This is a genomic window from Oricola indica (assembly GCF_019966595.1).
Taxonomy (GTDB): Bacteria; Pseudomonadota; Alphaproteobacteria; order Rhizobiales; family Rhizobiaceae; genus Oricola; species Oricola indica.
The window spans coordinates 126,382-144,521 of sequence record NZ_JAINFJ010000007.1; the positions used below are offsets into that span (position 1 = coordinate 126,382).

The window sequence follows — 18,140 nt, forward strand, 5'->3', positions numbered from 1 at the left end:
TGCCGCGCTTTATCCTGGAGCGATCCGGCCGGGAGACCCGGCCGGTGTCATTGCGCGCTGCGATCAGACTGCGAAGAGCAGCAGGAGCGCGACGAGCAGGGAGAAGATGCCCAGAGCTTCCGTCACGGCGAAGCCGAAGATCAGGCGGCCGAACTGGCCGTCGGCAGCCGACGGGTTGCGCAGAGCGCCGGAGAGGTAGTTGCCGAAGATGGTGCCGAGGCCGATACCGGCTCCGCCCATGCCGAGGCATGCAATACCTGCACCGATGAACTTTGCTGCTTCCGCTTCCATGATGAACTCCTTTGGATGAGAAATTGCGGATGAACTTGGCGGCGCGCCGCCGGTTAACTGGTCAGTGGCTCGGGTGCAATGCGTCGTTGAGATACATGCAGGTGAGCACTGCGAAGACATAGGCCTGCAGGAATGCCACGAGGAATTCCAGGCCGGTAAGCGCGACCGTCATTGCCAGCGGCAGGATCGCCCCGCCAATGCCGAGCGCGCCCATGGCGGTCAGCGAGGTCACGAAGCCCGCGAAGACCTTCAGCGTGATGTGACCGGCAAGCATGTTGGCAAACAGACGGACCGAAAGGCTGATCGGGCGCGACAGGAAGGAGATGATCTCGATCATCACGACCAGCGGCACGAGGAGCCCCGGAACGCCTTCCGGCACGAACAGGCCGAGAAACTTGAGGCCGTGCTTCATGAAGCCGTAGACGACGACCGTACCGATCACGAGCATCGCCAGCGCGAAGGTCACGATGATCGAGGACGTCACGGTGAAGAAATAGGGGAACATGCCGAACAGGTTGGCGATCAGCACGAACATGAAGAGCGAGAAAACGAGTGGGAAAAAGCGCATTCCCTGCGTGCCCGCCGCGTCTCGTAGCATCGAGGCCACGAACTCGTAGGCCATCTCGGACATCGACTGCAGCCGGCCCGGCACGAGACCGCGATTGGCGGTGGTCAGATAGAGGAACGCCGAGGTCACGGCGACCGTGACGACCATGAACAGCGACACGTTGGTAAAGGACAGATCGAGACCGCCGACGTTTTCGATCGGAATGATCTTCGAGATCTGAAACTGGTGGATCGGATCGTTTGCCACCGAATACCCCTCGGTTGTCGCGCGTCGCGCGGCTATTCCTGATTCGAGCCCGGTTTGTCGCCGGACCGTGTGCTTTGCTCTGGATCTGCCACAAGACCGGCAGACCTCAGTACGTTCAATACGCCGGCGACGAAACCGAGGAGCAGAAACACGATCATGCCCCATGGCGCCGTTCCGGCCAGACGATCGATCAGGTATCCGATGCCCGCTCCGACCAGAATGCCGGCGATGAACTCGCTCGACAACCTGAGAGCGTTGGCGTAACCGGATCCGCCGCTCGTCCTGCTATCCCTTCTACCCTTGGCATCGGCTGCTGTCCTGGAGGCCAGTGCCGTATCCAACGCCTTTCGGCGGGTTTCGAGATCGCCAACCTCGCCGGCTTCGCGGTCCTCGTTATCCTGTGCGTTTCCGCCCGGCAGGTCTGGCGACTTATCGTGTGCCATCGGCCTTGTCGGGTTTGAACATCAGAATTACGGAGACCCCGGTGAAGTCGGGCGCAACATAGTTTCGCCACCTTGGCTAGTCAAGGCGCGTTTGCACATGCGAAAACAGTGTTTTTATGGTGTTTTTTCAGAGACTTACGACCATCATAGCAAATGGTCGCAGTCTCTTTTGCGGGCCATGGACGCCATATGACGCCGACTCCCGCGGCGCGAAGCGGTTTTAGCTCCAGCCGCCGCCATAGGTGCGGTAGAAGATATGCAGGCCGATACGTGTCTTTCGCTGCATCGAACGCGCCCAGCGCGGACGCACGTAAACCGCGTGATAATGAGTCGAAGATCCGACGTCCTCGAGCCAGATCTTGCCCGCGGACACGGCCATAGCGATGTCCTTCGCCGTTCTCCAGTGGCTCGGCGAGTTGATGCGTTCCTTCTTGCCGTCGCAGGCAAACGAGAACTGGCAACGATTGCGCCAGGTCACATTCTGGTAGACGACGCCGCACACGGTGTTGGGAAAAGTGGGGTTGCGCACGCGGTTGAGGATTACCTGCGCCACCGCGGCCTGCCCTTCCAGCTTCTCGCCGCGCGCCTCGAAGTAGATGCCCTCGGCGAGGCATTTCTGTTCCTTCGCGGTAAACACGACGGCGGGCAGCGGCGTACGCGCCCAGGGATGGTCGCTGCGCGGCACCGGCGGAATAAAGCGTCCGAGCTTGTCCGACTCAGGCTCTTTCAGCAGGCTTTGAAACGGCGACTGACGCGCGAAATCCGGCTTGGCCGGCGCATAGGCGGTCGCGAGCGAATCGGCTTGGTCGTTGGTAATCAGACTGGCGAGCATCACCGGCACTTGCGAATCGCGCGCCGGATCGGCGCGCTTGTGGAATGCTGTCGCTATCTGGATTTCCTTGCCGCCGATCTTCGGCTTGGCGAAGGCCATCAGGTTACTCCCGTCCGTGGGAGGACCGAACAGTCGGCTGTGGCGTTCCAGGACGGAACCCGCCGAGAAATCCCTGGGCGGTGCGCTCGGTGCGACGGTAACGATGCGTCCCGTCTTTTCGGCGCGGTTGATCCGCTCTTCGTCGGGGGTGGCGGCTTTCTCCGGCTTGAGCGGCGTCATGACAACGCGGCCGATGCCGGGCATGTCGATGCCGGATGACGCGATGGAACCCGTGACCGTCGGATCGACATCGAACATGGCTTCAGCCTGCTGAATGGACCCTGCCGCCGATTTGACCAGGAATGTACGCCAGCGCTCGCCGTTTCCGTCGCTACCCGCCAACAGGCCAGAAATATCCTGATAGGCGATCGTGGTCGGATTGGAGACAAAGAATGCGGTCGCCAGAACCACCGGCACCGAGAACCGGGCCATGAGGCGGCGGAGGCCGAAAGACGTCGATCTACCCACTGACAAACTCCGTGACTGACGCAACCCTACGTGAGGTTGGTCATCACAATGATGGATTAACCTTGATAGCGGGTTAATGGGCAGAACAAGGCGTCCGGATTCGGAACAGATCACCCGTGTTCGGGGTCAGCGCTTCTTCTTAGCGCGTCCCGCGAACGGGTTGTCGCTGGTGCGCGTCATCATGCGGATCGGCACGCCCGGCAGCTCGAAATCCTGCCGCAGCGTGTTGGTCAGATAGCGCAGATAAGAGGCGGGCATGGCGTCCGGCCTCGAGCAGGACAGGACGAATGCCGGTGGGCGCATCTTGACCTGCGTGATGTAACGAAGCTTGAGCCGGCGTCCCGCCACGGCGGGCGGCGGGTGGTGCGCGACCACGCCCTCGAGCCACCGGTTGAGACGGCCCGTGGAGATGCGTCGGTTCCAGACCTCGTGGGTGCTTGCGATCTCGGCCATCAGCTTGTCGAGACCGGCGCCCGTCTGACCGGAGATCGGGACCGCACGGATGCCGCGCACCTGCGGCAGCAGCCGATCGGTCTTCTCACGGAGATCGGCAAGCGCTTCCTGGCGGTTTTCGATCATGTCCCACTTGTTGAAGGCGATGACCGGCGCCCTGCCCTCGCGGATGATCAGATCGGCGATCTGGAGATCCTGTTTTTCGAAGGGGATCTGCGAATCCAGCACGACGACGACCACTTCGGCGAAGCGGATCGCACGCAGCGCATCGCCGACCGACAGCTTTTCCAGTTTTTCCTGAACGCGGGCCTTGCGGCGCAGGCCGGCCGTGTCGAAGAGCTTGATCTTGCGGCCCTTCCATTCCCAGTCGACGGAAATGGAGTCCCGGGTGATCCCGGCCTCCGGGCCGGTCAGCAGCCGGTCCTGGCCGATCAGCTTGTTGATCAGCGTCGACTTGCCCGCATTCGGCCGCCCGACGATGGCGATCCTGAGTGGCTTGGTGGCGTCGTAGGACGGGATTTCCTCATCGGTCTCGTCGGACACGTCCTCGCCGACAAGACCGCCTTCGGGGATATCTTCCTCGTCATCGTCGTCGGCCAGCGCGCGTTCTTCGCCGACAGCGGAAACAACGGCGTCACGCAAATCGGCGAGGCCAAGGCCGTGCTCGGCGGAAATGCCGACCGGTTCCCCAAGTCCGAGTTCGAACGCGTCGTAAAGGCCCGCCTCGGCTCCGCGCGCTTCCGCCTTGTTGGCGACCAGCACGACGGGTTTCCCCGACTTGCGCAGGATTTCGGCGAATGTCCGGTCGTCCGGGGTCAAGCCGGATTTCGCGTCGATGATGAAGAGCGCCACGTCCGCGTCATCGATGGCGTGCAACGTCTGCGAGCGCATGCGCCCCTGAAGCGTATCGGCATGCCCGACCTCGAGCCCCGCCGTGTCGATCACGTCGAAGACGAGATCATACAGCTTGGCGGAATGGAGGCGGCGGTCGCGCGTAACGCCAGGCGTGTCATCGACGATCGCGAGCTTTCGCCCGACGAGCCGGTTGAACAGCGTCGATTTGCCGACATTCGGCCGCCCCACGATGGCGACGGTAAAGCTCACCCTTCGGAGACCTCGCCAGAGGCAGTGATCAGGTCGAGCATGATGGCCGCGCGCTGCTGCGCATTGCGCGGCGCTGCCGGATCATCCGCGATCTGCTGGAACAGCACCTTGGCATCGGCGAGACGTCCTTCCTTCCAGGCTGCCAGACCAAGCGCCTCGCGGGCCGCGTGGCGCAATGGATTGTCATCGGAGGACAGGGCTTCGGCCCGTTGGGCCACGTCTGAAGCCGTGCCACTGTCGACGAGAATGAACGCGGCGCGAATATTCGCGATGTCGCGTACGGCAACAGGCGCAGAGCTATCCGCGGCAACGGCGTCGAACGCGGCGACGGCACCGGCTGAATCGCCCTTTTCCTGCAAGACCGTCGCTGCGCGCATGCGCGCAAGGACCGGATAGGCGCCGAACCCGTCGCCTTCCAACGCTTCGAGAGCGGCGAGCGCCTCGTCGGATTTGCCGTCATTTGCGAGATTGAGCGCTGCAAGGAACCGGTCGCCCGAGGCCGAGGCCTGGGTGTCGACATAATACTCATAGCCGCGCCATCCCGCCGTCGCGACCACGACCAGGATCGCTGCGCCAATGAGGATCGGGCCGAAGCGGTCCCAGAAACCCTTCAGGCGATCGGAGCGGAGTTCTTCCTCCACCTCGCGGATAAAACTGTCGTCGGACATGAATGCTGCCGTTTCTGTCTCTTGTCGTGCTGTGCGCTTTTATAAGTTTTGGCGGTAAAAGAAAGGGGTCGGAACGGACCGTGACGACCTCAAAGCGGAGAAACGCCGAACAGGTAGGCGTGAAGCTGCATGATGAACCAGACCGTGAGCACCGTGCCCACCGCGACCGCGATGATGTCATAGCGTGCCGATACTGTCCCGAAGACCGGATCGCCACGCCGCTTGACCGCGATCCGGTTCCACACCGCCCACGCCAGGAAGGACAGGAACAGGATCAGCGAAGCCGCGTCGCCATTGGCAAGCAGATGGGCGAAAGCCCAGACCTTCACGGCCGTTATCATCGGATGCTTGACCCGCTTCTTGATGTGTCCGGTCGGCAGATAGGCCGCGACGAGCAGGATCATGGCCACAAGCATGAACAGCATCACGATGTGCCGTATCCAGACGGGCGGCTCGTATAGAAACGCCGCATCGGGCCGTGCCTGGGCATATCCCCAGACGAGCAGGACGAAGCCCGCCAGGGAGACAAGCGAGTAGATGCCCTTCCAGGCATTTTCGCCGTATCGCGCGATCATCCGGTCGCGATATCCGGGGGCGACCATTCGCACGCTGTGAATGCCGAGAAACACGACAATGCCTGCAATCAACCAGATCACGAATTTGCTCTCCCTTGTTCCATGCACTTGATTTGCATAGCCTGTGCATATGGCAGTCGATCTGGCAAAGGCAAAGACACGACTGGCGGAAAAACAAGCCGAAATCGAGGCTTATTCCGCCCTGAGCGCCGACTCGCGCCAACCCGTGGAACTTGATCAGGTGGCCGTCGGCCGTCTTTCACGCATGGATGCGATGCAACAGCAGGCCATGGCCGAAGCGGCGGAGCGCGCCCGCAAGCGCGACATGATCCGTATCGAGATGGCGGAACGACGCATTGCTTCCGGCGACTACGGCTATTGCGAGGAATGCGGCAACGAAATCCCCGACGGCCGGCTCGCCATCGACCCGATGGCAACGCATTGCGTGAAGTGCGCGACATAGAAAGAGGGAACCGAACGCGCGCGCGCGAATTCTCCTCTCATGCATGGACGCGGTCATGGCGCCAATTCGCCTCTCGAAATCCCCCCACGCGGCTGGTTCGATATAGGAACCAGCGTGTTCCAGAAGGTCGGAGAAGACAATATCAGCCTGATAGCGGCCGGCATCGCTTTTTACGGCTTGCTTGCGGTTTTTCCCGGCATCACCGCCTGTATGGCGATCGCCGGGCTGGTGGCCGAGCCATCGACGATCGTTCACCAACTCGAGAGCTTCGGGCAGTTGCTGCCCCAGCAGGCGGCCGCAATCATCGTCGGACAGGCGACTGAGGTCGCCGGATCGCGCGAAGGCGGTCTGGGACTTGCCGCGCTGGCTGGTGTGCTGATCGCGATCTACTCGTCGTCCAAGGGCATTCGCAGCATTATCGCGGGGCTGAACGTCGCTTTCGACGTGAAGGAGCGCCGCAACATCATCAGCCAGTATTGGCTGACATTTGTCATGACGCTTTTCCTGATCGTCGGCTTTCTCGTCGCCATTGCAGCCACGATTGTCCTGCCGGCGATCTTCGCGGTGCTTCCGCTGGCGCGCGGGACCGAGACATTCGTCTCGTTCCTTCCCTGGCCGATCCTGCTGGCATTCGCGGTCCTTGGACTGTCGCTGATCTATCGCTTCGGGCCGAACCGTCCGAAGACGCGCTGGCGCTGGATCACGCCCGGCGCCGCCATCGCCTGTCTTCTGTGGCTCGGCGCGTCGGTGATGTTTTCCGTCTATGTGCGCAATTTCGCCAGCTACAACGAAACCTTCGGGTCTCTGGGCGGGGTGGTGATCCTGCTGATGTGGCTCTGGCTTTCGGCTTTCGTCATTCTGCTCGGCGCGGAGATCGACTCGGAAATGGAATCCCATGCCAAGACCGACCCCGTTGAGGGATCGGCCCCGTCGACCGGAAAGAGCGTGGGATCAGACGCCTGATCCCATGGTCTCCGTACCGTCGCCGTCCGGCGCGCCATGCATCTTCAGCCATTCCTTGTCGATGTCCGGCAGATCCTCGCCGGTGATGGCCGCCTCGAAGGCTTTCAGGCGTTTGTAGATCGACAGAAGTTCGACGATCGTCGTCCAGGAATTGACGAGATACTGGAACGAGTTCGAGACCTGATTGAATGCGGTCAGGACCTGCTGCATGATGCCGAACGTGAAGCCGACCGTGCCCGCTGCGACGATGGTGGGGATCAGCAGGAAATAGGCGAAAATGTTGTCGGCCTGCAGATAGAGCGAGCGGAACACGTTGAAATACATGTAGTGGAAATAGAGCCGGAAATAGTTCCGGCGGACGTGGCCGAACAGTTCGCTGACCGTCATTGGCTGCGCGCGATCGAAATCGTCCTCGCCGTAGACGAGTTCCTTGCGGTAGGCCGCCTCGACGCGCTGGTTGCGAAACTCCAGCCCCGGCAGCTTGATGCCGACCGCGGCAAGCAGCACCGTGCCAAAGGTCGACCAGAAGATCACAGCGATGAAGAGCGGTGCCGGAATGTCACCGACAATCGGCAATTCCGTGATGTAGCTGGACAAGGACCAGAGCAGCGGAAGGAACGCGATCAGTGTCATGACGGAATCGATCATCGACACGCCGAGCCCCTCCATGATGCCGGCAAACCGCATCGTGTCTTCCTGCACGCGCTGCGAGGCGCCCTCGATGTGGCGCAGCTGTTTCCAGCGGGCCATGTAATAGTCGTTCATCGCGGTGCGCCATCGGAAGATCCAGTGGCTGACGAGGAAGCGGGTCGCGACGAATACGAAAATCGCCATGAAGGCGATCGCCGCGAAAACCCCGATCAGATCGTAAAGCTGAACCGCCGTGACCGTCGAATCGTCCTCGAAGGCGTTTTGCACGAGGTCGAAGAACGGCCGGCGCCAGTTGTTCAGGGCAACCGATATCTGGACGCCGAAATAGGTGGTGAACAGGATCACCGACGAACCGATAATCGACCACCATTGCCAGGGATGCGGCGACCACTTGAACCAGAAGGCGGCGAAGATCACGACCGCGATTACGTAATAGAGGTAAAGCCAGAGGAAGGATGGCGACCAGAAGTACTGGATGCCGACAATGGTCTCGTCTTCCGGGGAGGCCACGCCGAGGCCGAGATACTGCCCCCAGTTATGCGCCCCTGCATACCAGAGCGTCATGGCGACGGCGGTCCAGAGAATGACCGACAGGAAGAACAGTTTCGGCTTCGGGAAAAAGGATTGGAACACGGAGCTGATCCTCAGTGTGCGGGAATGCGTTGATTCCGATAGTTAAAGCAAATCACGCGAAAAGCCATGTGGCATTGATCACGCGCTATCACGCTACGGTGTGGCGGGAGAATGGCAGCGGTCCCGATCGACGCGTTCGTCAGTCGGTGGCCAGGATCATGTTGCGCACGACAGGATAGATTTCGCGCTCCCAACGCTTTCCGTTGAAGACCCCGTAATGGCCGACATTGGCCTGCAGGTGATGGCGCTTGAGATGCGGCCGCAACGTGTTGCACAGATCATGGGCGGCGGATGTCTGGCCAAGCGCGCAGATGTCGTCTCGTCCGCCCTCGACCGTCAGCAGCGCGGTGTGGCGGATCGCGCCGGGATCGACCTTTTTCCCGCGATAGGTGAAGTCGCCGGTGGCGAGTTCGGCCTTGTGAAAAATCCGGTCGATCGTTTCGATATAGAACTCCTCGGTCATGTCGAGGACGGCAAAATACTCGTCGTAGAACGTCTTTATCTTCTCGGCTTCCTCCGTTTCACCCGCCGCAAGGTGATCGTACAGCTTGCGATGCGCGGAGGAGTGCCGGTCGATATTCATCGCCACGAACGCGGAGAGTTGGAGAAAACCCGGATAGACTCCCCGGCCACCACCCGCAAACCGCGCGGGGACCCGCGAAATGACCGAGGTTTCGAACCAGTCGAGCGACTTCGAAACCGCGAATTCGTTGACCTCGGTGGGGCTTTCGCGCGGATCGATCGGGCCTGCCATCAATGTCATCGAATGCGGCGTTGCCGGGTTCTTCTCCTCCGACATCACCGCGACGGCTACGAGCGCCTGAACGCAGGGCTGACAGACGGCGAGGATGTGCGCGCCGGGACCGATCTCCTCCAGAAAGCGGATGAGATAGTCCACATAGTCCTCGACACCGAAATCCCCGGCATCCAGCGGCACGTCGCGGGCATTCGTCCAGTCGGTGATATAGACTTCGTGATCCTGGAGAAGCGTCTTCACCGTGCCGCGCAGAAGCGTTGCGAAATGGCCGGACAAGGGTGCGACGACAAGCACGCGCGGCTGGCGGGTATCGACGTCCTTGGAGAATTTCAGCAGCTTGCCGAAAGGAAGGTCCAGCGCGACCTCCTCGGTCACCGGCACGTCCCTGTTGCCGACACGAACGCTCGTTATGCCGAATTCCGGGCGCTCATGGGTCAACCGGTAGCGCGAGATCAGTTCCCAGGCCGCAGCGAACCCGCGTATGGGCGAGCCCGGCGGCGCCGGTATGTGGCGATAGAGCCCGCCTGTCATGAAGTTCGCGAAATCGCGTATCGGAGTGAGGAAATCATCCTGCAACTGATAGGTCTGGTACAGCATTCGCGGCTTCCGGTCCTCGCCGATTATGTGCGCTGCAAAAAAGCTAGTGCAAATTCGTGTGCGATGCGAGAAGATTATGCCAGCACGGAATTGTCACAAAGGCTTACGGATAATCGATGAGCGGAACCGTCCTCACCATATCCTCCAAGAATTATTCCTCATGGTCTTTGCGCGGCTGGTTGCTGTGCAAGATGGCCGGCCTCGACTTCGAGGAGGAACATGCAGACCTCGACAGTCCGGAAATGCGCCAGGAGCTGCTGCTGCTTTCGCCTTCGGTGCTGGTGCCGCGGCTGAAAAATGAAGGCGTGACCGTGTGGGATACGCTGGCGATCGCAGAATATCTCGCCGAAATTCGCCCCAAGGCGGGCCTCTGGCCGTCCGACATGGTGGCGCGGGCGCATTGCCGGGCCATATCCGGCGAGATGCATTCGGGCTTCGCAAATCTGCGATCCGCCCTGCCGATGAACCTCAAGGCGCGGCACAAGTCCTTCAAGATATTCTCCGGCGCGCGGCCCGACGTGGAGCGCATCAAGGCGATCTGGCGCGAATGCCTGACGACATTTGGCGGACCGTTCCTGTTCGGCGTGAACCCGACCGTCGCCGACGCGATGTACGCGCCGGTCTGCACGCGGTTCCGGACCTATGCGGTGGACCTCGAGCCACCGCTGGACGCTTATTGCGAGACCATCTTCGACTGGCCGCTGATGAAGGAATGGGAAGACGGCGCCCTGGCCGAACCGGACGAGATCGTCGAACTCGAAGTGGAATTCTAGGCGCCGGACCGGACTGCCTAGATCGCCTCCAGCGCGACGGCGATGCCCTGCCCCACGCCCACGCACATCGTCGCCAGCGCGCGCTTTGCGCCGCGTTCGCGCATCTCGATCGCCGCCGTGCCGGTTATTCGCGCGCCGGACATGCCGAGCGGGTGGCCAAGCGCGATCGCGCCGCCATTCGGGTTGACGTGTTCGGCGTCTGTGGCGATGCCAAGTTCGCGCAGGACCGCGATGCCCTGGCTGGCAAAGGCCTCGTTCAGTTCGATGATATCGAAGTCCTGCGGCGTCAGGCCCAGCCGGGCGCACAGTTTCCGCGTCGCAGGCGCAGGGCCGATACCCATGATACGCGGCGGAACGCCGGCCGTCGCGCCGCCGACAATGCGCGCGATCGGCGTCAGCCCATGCTTTTTCGCTGCAGCCTCGGAGGCGATGATCATAGCCGCCGCACCGTCGTTGACGCCCGATGCATTGCCGGCGGTCACGGTGCCGTTGTCGCGAAAAGGTGTGCGCAGCCTGGCCAGCGCTTCCATGGATGTTTCGCGCGGATGTTCGTCGCGATCGACAAGAACCGGATCGCCCTTGCGCTGGGGAATTTCGACCGGGACGATCTCCATGGCAAGGCGGCCATTCTTCTGCGCGGCGGCGGCCTTGGCCTGCGATCGCAGGGCGAAGGCATCCTGATCCTCGCGTGACACGCTGAATTCCTCGGCGACGTTCTCACCAGTCTCCGGCATGGAATCGACGCCGTATTGCTTCTTCATGACAGGGTTGACGAAGCGCCAGCCGATCGTCGTGTCGTGGATCTCGGCATGACGCGAAAATGCGGCGTCGGCCTTCGGCATGACGAAGGGTGCGCGGCTCATGCTTTCCACGCCACCGGCGATGGCTAGGTCCATCTCGCCGGCCCGGATCGCCCGCGCGGCCATGATGACGGCGTCCATGCCCGACCCGCACAACCGGTTGACGCTGGTCCCCGGCACCGCGACCGGCAGGCCGGCAAGCAGGGAACACATGCGTGCGACGTTGCGGTTGTCCTCGCCCGCCTGATTGGCGCAGCCGTAATAGACATCCTCGACGGCCTCCCAATCGACGCCCGTGTTGCGCTCCATCAGCGACCGGATGGGCACCGCGCCAAGATCGTCGGTGCGAACCGAAGACAAAACGCCACCGAAGCGGCCGATCGGTGTGCGGACATAATCGCAGATAAAGGCGTCAGCCATTCGGGTCCTCCCTGGACGTTGATGCAACAGGCCATCGACCCGATAGCCCCGCAGCGTGCGACTTCCAATACCGGCTGAAATGCAACAAGTGAATGCTTGGAATTGTATTTTTTGTAACAGAACAATCGGCTACATTACGCGACACCGTTTAAGGTCCGAATTTGCCCGATAGCGCAGTCACCGGGTGGCCCGGGTTCCCTGGCGCGCTTCCGTTTCAGGCCGCGTTGACGTTGCGGGCTGCTTCTTTCCGCTTGGCGGAATAGTATTCCCGCTTCTCCGCATACATCAGTGAATCCGCACGCCGGATGACCGATTCCATGTTTTCGCCGGCTTCGCTGACAGCGGCGCCCAGTGCGATTTCCAGCGGCGCGTCGGAATAGAACTGGTTGTTGATCTTGCGGAGCTTCTGGATGTTTTCCACCATCACCGCAACTTCCAGCCAGCCGCTTCCGGGCATGAGAATCGCAAATTCGTCGCCGCCGATCCGGGCAGCGCAATTTGGTTGCGAAACCGCTTCGTTCAACACCTCGCCAAGCCTGCGCAACATGTTGTCGCCGGCCTCGTGACCGAGGCTGTCATTGGTTTCCTTCAGCCCGTTCAAGTCGATCAGGATCGCCGCAACCGGACGCAGCGGCTTTCTCTCGAGCCTGTTCAGTTCATCCGTATAGAAAGCGCGATTGTGCAGTTTCGTCAGGACGTCGTGCTTGCCGAGATATTCCAGATAGGCTTCCGCCTTCTTGCGGGCCGTGATGTCGGTCAGCGACACCTGGACGAGGGACCAGTCGTCTTCGTGACCGGGAAATACGGAAAACTGCAGCAGGACGTGGCGCTCCGTCCCGTCCAGAGCGTAGTTCACCACCTCCCTGCCGTGCAGCAGGTTGCCGTTCCACAACTCGATCAGTTGCTCGCGGAAATGTTGCTCCGTGTTGTCGCCGAAAATCTCTTGCTGCCGCTGAAGCAGCGTCTTGCGATCGGGCGCGCGGAAAAGTTCGAGCGTGGCATTGTTGACCCCGATGACCCGGACCTCGCTCATGCATTGGCGCACGAACTCCGGGTGTACATCCGTAAAGACACGGAAATCGGTGATCCCGCGTTCCCGGATTTCTTCCAGGAGCGTCTTGATCGCGCTGAAATCCTCGACCCAGAGCGAAACCGGGGAATGTTCGAAAATCCCTTCCGCGTATCGGCGCTGTTCTTCCGCGCGGCGACGCGCTTCCTCGCGCGCCGTCACGTCTTCGGTGGTCAGCAGGAGCCGGTCCATCGTCTCCTCGTGGCCGGGCAGAACGGAGCCGCGCAGCTGGATATCGAGACGACGCCCGGAGAGGGTGTAGTTGACGGCGTTGCTGGAAAACTCGCGCGCGCCATCCCAAAGCTGTGCCAGTTCCTCGATATGCGTGGTCAGCATGTCATCCCGGAACACCGAGTCGAGATTGGAGACCAGATGGTCCTGGTCCCTCGCCTCGAAGAGTTCGAGTGTCCGGCGGTTGACCTGCAGCACGCGGATTGCGCTGGAACAGTCGGCGACGCGGGAGAGATCTTCCTTCAGATAGGCACGAAGATCCTGCACGCCTTCAGCGCGCCATTTATCGAAGAAGGCCTTAACGCCGCTGAAATCCTCGATCCACATGGCGACAGGAGCAAGGTCGAAGACCTGCTCTTCATGAATGGCGCTGTTCACGTCGAAATCCCGTAGTTTCTGGTCAATGCAATCGTGACGGGAAAAGGTATCCAAGCCTTTAATTTATCGACTTCAGACAGCGGGAACTCACAGCAATATCTTGTCGCCATCCACATCACCAGGTGAACCGCTGCCACGCCGTCAATCCTGCCGATGGGTCAGGCGTCCAGCGTGTCGTGTATCGTGTCGCGAATCCTTTCGCGATCCACGTCACTGACGTCCGCAGACATCCTGAGATCGAGCGCGATCTCGGCTGGACGTTTCAGCACGACGATCCGGTCACCGATATCGAAAGCTTCGTCGATCGAGTGGGTAATGAAGACTGCGGTCTTGTTGTTTTCGCGGACGAGGCGCGCGAACTCGGTGCGAAGGCGTCTCGACGTGATTTCGTCGAGCGCCGAAAATGGCTCGTCGCACAACAGGAGCGGCGCATCGGTCGCGAAGGCCCTGCTGATGGAAACGCGTTGGCGCATGCCGCCGGAGAGGGCATGCGGATAGTCGTTTTCGTGTCCCTTGAGGCCAAGCGCATTCAGCCAGTAGAGCGCACGTTCCGTACGCTCGGCGGCCGATAGCCCCAGCGTCTCAAGCCCGAGTTCCACATTCTTCACGGCACTTCGCCACGGAAGCAGCCTGTCGGACTGGAAGACGATCGCCATCTTCCCGCGATACCAGTCGAATTCGCGGAATGGGGAGTGCCCCATGACCTCGACCCGGCCATCGGTGGGAGCCATCAGCCCGGAGATCATGTTGAACATGGTCGACTTGCCGCAACCGGTCTTGCCGAGCAGGGCGACGAGCGCGCCCTTATGGATATCGAGCGAGAGATCGTCTACCGCAACCAGATCGCCGAAGCGCTTCGTCACATTCTGGAACGCGATCTCAACTTCCGCACCCTCAGGCGCGCTGAAACGCATGTCGTCGAGGGATAACATATTGTCTACCTTCGCCAAATTCATGAAACCGGCCCCTTAGCTACGTTCGGATTTTGAACGATAGCGGAAAGCGAACTGCTCGAACTGCGACAGGATCCACTGGAACAGAAGCACGAAAAAGACCAATTGCAACGTCCAGGCCAGGGCGCCGGCCATGTCGAAAAGTTGCTGTTGCTGCAGCAGTTGATAGCCAACGCCGCCGGAAGACCCGACGAGTTCGGCGACGACAACGACGCGTGACGCGTTGCCCAGATTGACCTTCCATGCCGTGATGACTTCCGGAAGCACGGCCGGCAGCACCATCGCGGTGAAAAATTTCCAGCGCGACGGACGGAAGCTCATGACCATTTCCAGAAGGTCCTTGTCCATTCCGCGCAGCGCGCCAACGACCTGAAACGTGAAAGCCGGCAGCGTCGTCATCACCATGATGAAAATGATGCGGAATTCGACCCCGTGAAACCAGATAATCGCGAAAACGACCCATGAGAGCGCCGGGATACCCTGGAAAAAGGTCAGCGTCGGCGTCAAAAGCCGATCGGCCATTCGGGAGTTCGTGATAGCGACACCGAGAACCGCCCCGAGCAGGAAAGCGCCCGCTAGGCCGCCGAGGATACGCATCGCGGTCGCCAGAACCGACGAAAACTGGGACCAGGTCGTCAGGATATCCCACACCCTCGCAAAAACGTCGATCAGCGAGGGAAACAGGAAGGGCGGGAAAAACAGCGAGGCGACTTGCCACGCAGCGGCAATCAGAACAAAGGGTGCGGCGAGCCAGAAGGCCCACCGCACGGTATCGAATACCGAATCGGCATAGGATTGCCGATCGGAAGCAATGTCACTCATTCGCCGGATGCTCCGTAGATCGTGGCGTCTGTCGGCATCGCGGGCAGGTAATCCAGTTCAACGCCAACCTTGTACACGCTGCGGATTTCTTCCTGCATGTCCGCAGCCATCGCGACATTGAGCCCGAGCCGGTCATTCTGTTTGATCAGCGTGGTGTAGTTCTTGCGAACGTCGTCCGTCCCGTCACCCGCGATGATGGCCGCAGCCTCCTCGGGGTTTTCCATGACGAATTTGGCGGCATCCGAATAGGCGGCGTAGAGCGCCTCGACGGCTTCCGGGTTCTCAGCAACCCAATCGCGATGCGCGGCGACGCCGAGATACGGGATCTTTTCGGAGCCGGCGAACTCGGACCAGGCACCCTTGATGTTCAGGTCGATCGACCGGATGGCGTCATTCTGTGCAGACAGCGACGTGAAAGCCGGTTCCCACAGCTGGACGGCAGCGGCACGGTCCGCCATCGCATAACCGACGAGGCCGGGAGGCGCGGTGTTGACTGCAGTCACGGAAGAGAGATCGACGCCCTGCTGAGCGGCAAGCCACCTGAACATCTGGTAGTTGGTGGTTCCTGTCGCAGCGGCCAGATCCTTGCCGGCCAGATCCCCGAGAGACTGGACATCGTCACGCGTGGTCACCACGGCGCCCCAGTAATCGAAGAGGTTGAAGAGGTAAGTCGCCTCGACACCGCGCGCTTCGGCCAGGCCCACGGTCAACAGGGCGGCCGAACCGCCGACCTTGAACTCGCCAGAGTTGAACTGCGCGGCATAGGCGTCGGGCGTGCGCTGCTCGAAAGTGATCGAAAGACCATGCGCTTCATCGAAATTCTGGCTTTCGATGATCGGCGGCAGGAAGGCCCCCAGCGACGGCGGCCCGAACACCACGATGGAGACATCGGTGAGCGCGTCCTGAGCCGCTGCCGGGCCACAAATTGCAAGGCTCGCCGCGATTGCGGTGGCGGACATCAGGTGTTGAATGCTTTTCATATCTTCCTCCCTTTGCCACGCATTCGAAGGCCATGAAAGCGACCCGTCGCGCGTGATGATGAGAAACGTTACAGTCCGATTGCGCAAATTGTCAAATTAATTATAGTTCATTCCAGAAATTGGATCACAAAAATGATACAATCATGCTGCACATGCGAAGGTCAATTGAATCGAATTCCGATTTATCCAACTATTTCAAAGCCTGCGCTGTTCGCACGTGCCACATCACCTGCGTGGATAAATCAGATTGTCCTATCCCGGAATGATGCACAATGAGCGTCGGCATCGCCATCGCGGGCTTCGTTCTGCTGGCGATCGGGGCTGCGGTGAAGGGAATTCTCGGCATAGGCCTGCCGATGATCGCCATCCCCGGCCTCGCGCTTCTCGTGGGCTTGCCAAAGGCGCTGGCCATCGTCGCGTTGCCCGTGGCCGCGGCCAATCTGGTTCAAATCTGGCAGTTTCGCCGCGCCATGCCCGATCGAAAAATTCTCCTGCCGTTCATTGTCGCGGGCGGGATCGGAACGGCACTGGGCACGTCTCTTCTCATCAGCGTTCCCGAAGTCCTGCTCGAGGTCGGGCTCGCGGCCATCCTGGCCATCTATATCGCGATGCGGCTCATGGCGCCGACGCTGACGCTGCAATCACAGGTCGCGCGACGCCTCGCCGCTCCGGTCGGGTTCGCCGCAGGCCTCTTGCACGGGTTCACCGGCATCTCGGGCCCGATTGGAATCACCTATTTCCACGCACAGCGACCGACGCGGCCGGAATTTATCTTTTCAACCGGTGCCATGTTTTTCGTTTTCACCGCCGTACAGGTTCCGGTGCTCGGCATGACGGGACTTTATTCGGGCGGCATTCTCACGACCGGGCTTCTCGCGCTGCCTGCGGTTGCCTTCGGCCTTTGGGTCGGCAATGTCCTGGCGCGCCGAATTCCGATCAAGCTCTTCGACAATCTGGTGCTTGGGGTTTTGGGCTGGACCGCCCTCGCGCTGCTGTGGCGCGCGTATCATGGCGGTTAGGTCGCCGCGCGGGACCTTCCGGGATCAGCCGCGCTGCCCCGGAGATCTCACAGTAACGGCGCGCGGGTCAGCCTTTTTGCGCCTCGCATTTTGCGACGAAGGTTTCCAGCGCAGCCGCGAAGGCGTCGGATGCCTCGATGGCGGAAACATGCGCCGCATCGAGGACCACCATATCCGCGCCTGACGCCAGCGTCACCATCGCTTCCGACCGGGAGACGGGGGCGGATTGGTCATGTGCTCCGGCAATGACAAGCGTGGGACCAGCCCAGGCCGAAAGGGCCGCCGTCGTGTCCCCGCTCTCCAGTGCATGACATGCCGCCGCATAGCCCTCGGGCGGCATTGCTTCCAGCATGGCGCGCACGCGCGCGGTCTCCTGCGGATTCGAATCGCGCCATCCCTTGGTGAGCCAGCGCTCGAGCGTCGGCGAAACGAGATCGGCGTACCTCCCCTCGCGGGCCGCAAGCGCACGCTCGCGCCACATATCGGCAGGAGGGAAATTGACGGCGGTATTGGCAAGCACCAGCCCGGCCACGCGTTCCGGTGCCTGATCGGCGAGATGCATCGCGGTCATGCCGCCAAGCGAGAGGCCGCACAGCACCGCGCTTTCGATGTTTTCCGCGTCCATCACCGCCAGCGCATCCGCTGCGAGGTCTTCGACCGTAAGCGGCGATGCAGGGATATCGGAAACACCGTGTCCGCGCGCATCAAAGGCGACCGTCAACCGGTCAAGCCGCGCCCGCACTGCGTCCCACATGGTGTGATCGGCGGCAAACGAATTGAGGAACAATACCGGCAGCCCGTCGCCGTCGCTGCGCGAAACAGCCAGCCCGTGGCCCTCCGGCGTCGTTATCCTGTGTGTTTCTCCCACCGCTCGTCTCCTCTCG

At 61.2% G+C, this 18,140-nt stretch carries 19 protein-coding genes; 4 read left to right on the top strand and 15 right to left on the bottom strand.

Going from position 1 to position 18,140, the window contains the following annotated elements; translation table 11 throughout:
- Positions 1-63 precede the first annotated feature (63 nt).
- The 7 genes from LC343_RS17525 to LC343_RS17555 form a co-directional block, all read right to left on the bottom strand.
- A complete protein-coding gene (locus tag LC343_RS17525) occupies positions 64-291 on the bottom strand; it encodes a F0F1 ATP synthase subunit C (protein ID WP_133283461.1) in 228 nt (75 codons plus the stop codon).
- 61 nt (positions 292-352) lie between these two features.
- On the bottom strand, positions 353-1,105 hold the full coding sequence (locus tag LC343_RS17530) for a F0F1 ATP synthase subunit A (protein WP_223478459.1): 753 nt from the start codon (positions 1,103-1,105) through the stop codon (positions 353-355).
- A gap of 32 nt (positions 1,106-1,137) precedes the next feature.
- The gene (locus tag LC343_RS17535; protein WP_223478460.1) at positions 1,138-1,548 is read right to left on the bottom strand and encodes an AtpZ/AtpI family protein; all 411 of its coding nucleotides are present in this window, start codon (positions 1,546-1,548) and stop codon (positions 1,138-1,140) included.
- 220 nt (positions 1,549-1,768) lie between these two features.
- On the bottom strand, positions 1,769-2,947 hold the full coding sequence (locus LC343_RS17540; RefSeq protein WP_223478461.1) for a cell wall hydrolase: 1,179 nt from the start codon (positions 2,945-2,947) through the stop codon (positions 1,769-1,771).
- 126 nt (positions 2,948-3,073) lie between these two features.
- Positions 3,074-4,504 carry a ribosome biogenesis GTPase Der gene (der, locus tag LC343_RS17545; RefSeq protein WP_223478462.1) on the bottom strand — a complete coding sequence of 477 codons (1,431 nt, stop codon included), beginning with the start codon at positions 4,502-4,504 and terminating at the stop codon, positions 3,074-3,076.
- A complete protein-coding gene (locus tag LC343_RS17550; protein ID WP_223478463.1) occupies positions 4,501-5,172 on the bottom strand; it encodes a tetratricopeptide repeat protein in 672 nt (223 codons plus the stop codon). The genes der and LC343_RS17550 overlap by 4 nt, the downstream gene beginning before the upstream one ends.
- 89 nt (positions 5,173-5,261) lie before the next feature.
- Positions 5,262-5,828, bottom strand: coding sequence for an NnrU family protein (locus LC343_RS17555; RefSeq protein ID WP_223478464.1), 567 nt, complete (start codon positions 5,826-5,828; stop codon positions 5,262-5,264).
- Between the two features lie 49 nt (positions 5,829-5,877).
- Here LC343_RS17555 and LC343_RS17560 point away from each other — a divergent pair, with 49 nt between their 5' ends.
- Both LC343_RS17560 and LC343_RS17565 read left to right on the top strand, forming a co-directional pair.
- The gene (locus LC343_RS17560) at positions 5,878-6,210 is read left to right on the top strand and encodes a TraR/DksA family transcriptional regulator (RefSeq protein ID WP_223478465.1); all 333 of its coding nucleotides are present in this window, start codon (positions 5,878-5,880) and stop codon (positions 6,208-6,210) included.
- A 114-nt stretch (positions 6,211-6,324) separates the two neighbouring features.
- Positions 6,325-7,173: a YihY/virulence factor BrkB family protein gene (locus tag LC343_RS17565; protein WP_338018597.1), complete on the top strand. Its 849-nt coding sequence runs from the start codon at positions 6,325-6,327 to the stop codon at positions 7,171-7,173.
- Here the strand turns inward: LC343_RS17565 and sbmA are convergent.
- Both sbmA and LC343_RS17575 read right to left on the bottom strand, forming a co-directional pair.
- Positions 7,162-8,457, bottom strand: coding sequence for a peptide antibiotic transporter SbmA (sbmA, locus tag LC343_RS17570; RefSeq protein WP_223478467.1), 1,296 nt, complete (start codon positions 8,455-8,457; stop codon positions 7,162-7,164). The genes LC343_RS17565 and sbmA overlap by 12 nt on opposite strands.
- A 139-nt stretch (positions 8,458-8,596) precedes the next feature.
- Positions 8,597-9,811 (bottom strand): polyhydroxyalkanoate depolymerase, encoded by a 1,215-nt coding sequence (locus tag LC343_RS17575; protein ID WP_223478468.1) that lies wholly within the window; start codon positions 9,809-9,811, stop codon positions 8,597-8,599.
- Between the two features lie 116 nt (positions 9,812-9,927).
- On the opposite strand from LC343_RS17575, the gene LC343_RS17580 reads away from it, so the two are divergent.
- The gene (locus LC343_RS17580; RefSeq protein ID WP_223478469.1) at positions 9,928-10,584 is read left to right on the top strand and encodes a glutathione S-transferase; all 657 of its coding nucleotides are present in this window, start codon (positions 9,928-9,930) and stop codon (positions 10,582-10,584) included.
- A 17-nt stretch (positions 10,585-10,601) separates the two neighbouring features.
- Here the strand turns inward: LC343_RS17580 and pcaF are convergent, their stop codons facing one another.
- The 5 genes from pcaF to LC343_RS17605 form a co-directional block, all read right to left on the bottom strand.
- Positions 10,602-11,804: a 3-oxoadipyl-CoA thiolase gene (pcaF, locus tag LC343_RS17585; protein WP_223478470.1), complete on the bottom strand. Its 1,203-nt coding sequence runs from the start codon at positions 11,802-11,804 to the stop codon at positions 10,602-10,604.
- 214 nt (positions 11,805-12,018) lie between these two features.
- Positions 12,019-13,431 (bottom strand): sensor domain-containing diguanylate cyclase, encoded by a 1,413-nt coding sequence (locus LC343_RS17590; protein WP_238484375.1) that lies wholly within the window; start codon positions 13,429-13,431, stop codon positions 12,019-12,021.
- 209 nt (positions 13,432-13,640) lie between these two features.
- Complete coding sequence (locus tag LC343_RS17595; RefSeq protein WP_223478471.1) at positions 13,641-14,414, bottom strand: ABC transporter ATP-binding protein; 774 nt, start codon at positions 14,412-14,414, stop codon at positions 13,641-13,643.
- Positions 14,415-14,450: 36 nt separating this feature from the next.
- Complete coding sequence (locus LC343_RS17600) at positions 14,451-15,257, bottom strand: ABC transporter permease (RefSeq protein ID WP_223478472.1); 807 nt, start codon at positions 15,255-15,257, stop codon at positions 14,451-14,453.
- The gene (locus LC343_RS17605) at positions 15,254-16,237 is read right to left on the bottom strand and encodes an ABC transporter substrate-binding protein (protein ID WP_223478473.1); all 984 of its coding nucleotides are present in this window, start codon (positions 16,235-16,237) and stop codon (positions 15,254-15,256) included. Before LC343_RS17605 ends, LC343_RS17600 begins: the two co-directional genes overlap by 4 nt.
- A gap of 272 nt (positions 16,238-16,509) precedes the next feature.
- Between LC343_RS17605 and LC343_RS17610 the strand changes: the two genes are divergently transcribed.
- Positions 16,510-17,256 (top strand): sulfite exporter TauE/SafE family protein, encoded by a 747-nt coding sequence (locus LC343_RS17610; RefSeq protein ID WP_223478474.1) that lies wholly within the window; start codon positions 16,510-16,512, stop codon positions 17,254-17,256.
- 67 nt (positions 17,257-17,323) lie between these two features.
- Here the strand turns inward: LC343_RS17610 and LC343_RS17615 are convergent, their stop codons facing one another.
- Positions 17,324-18,124: an alpha/beta fold hydrolase gene (locus LC343_RS17615; protein WP_223478475.1), complete on the bottom strand. Its 801-nt coding sequence runs from the start codon at positions 18,122-18,124 to the stop codon at positions 17,324-17,326.
- Positions 18,125-18,140: the final 16 nt, after the last annotated feature.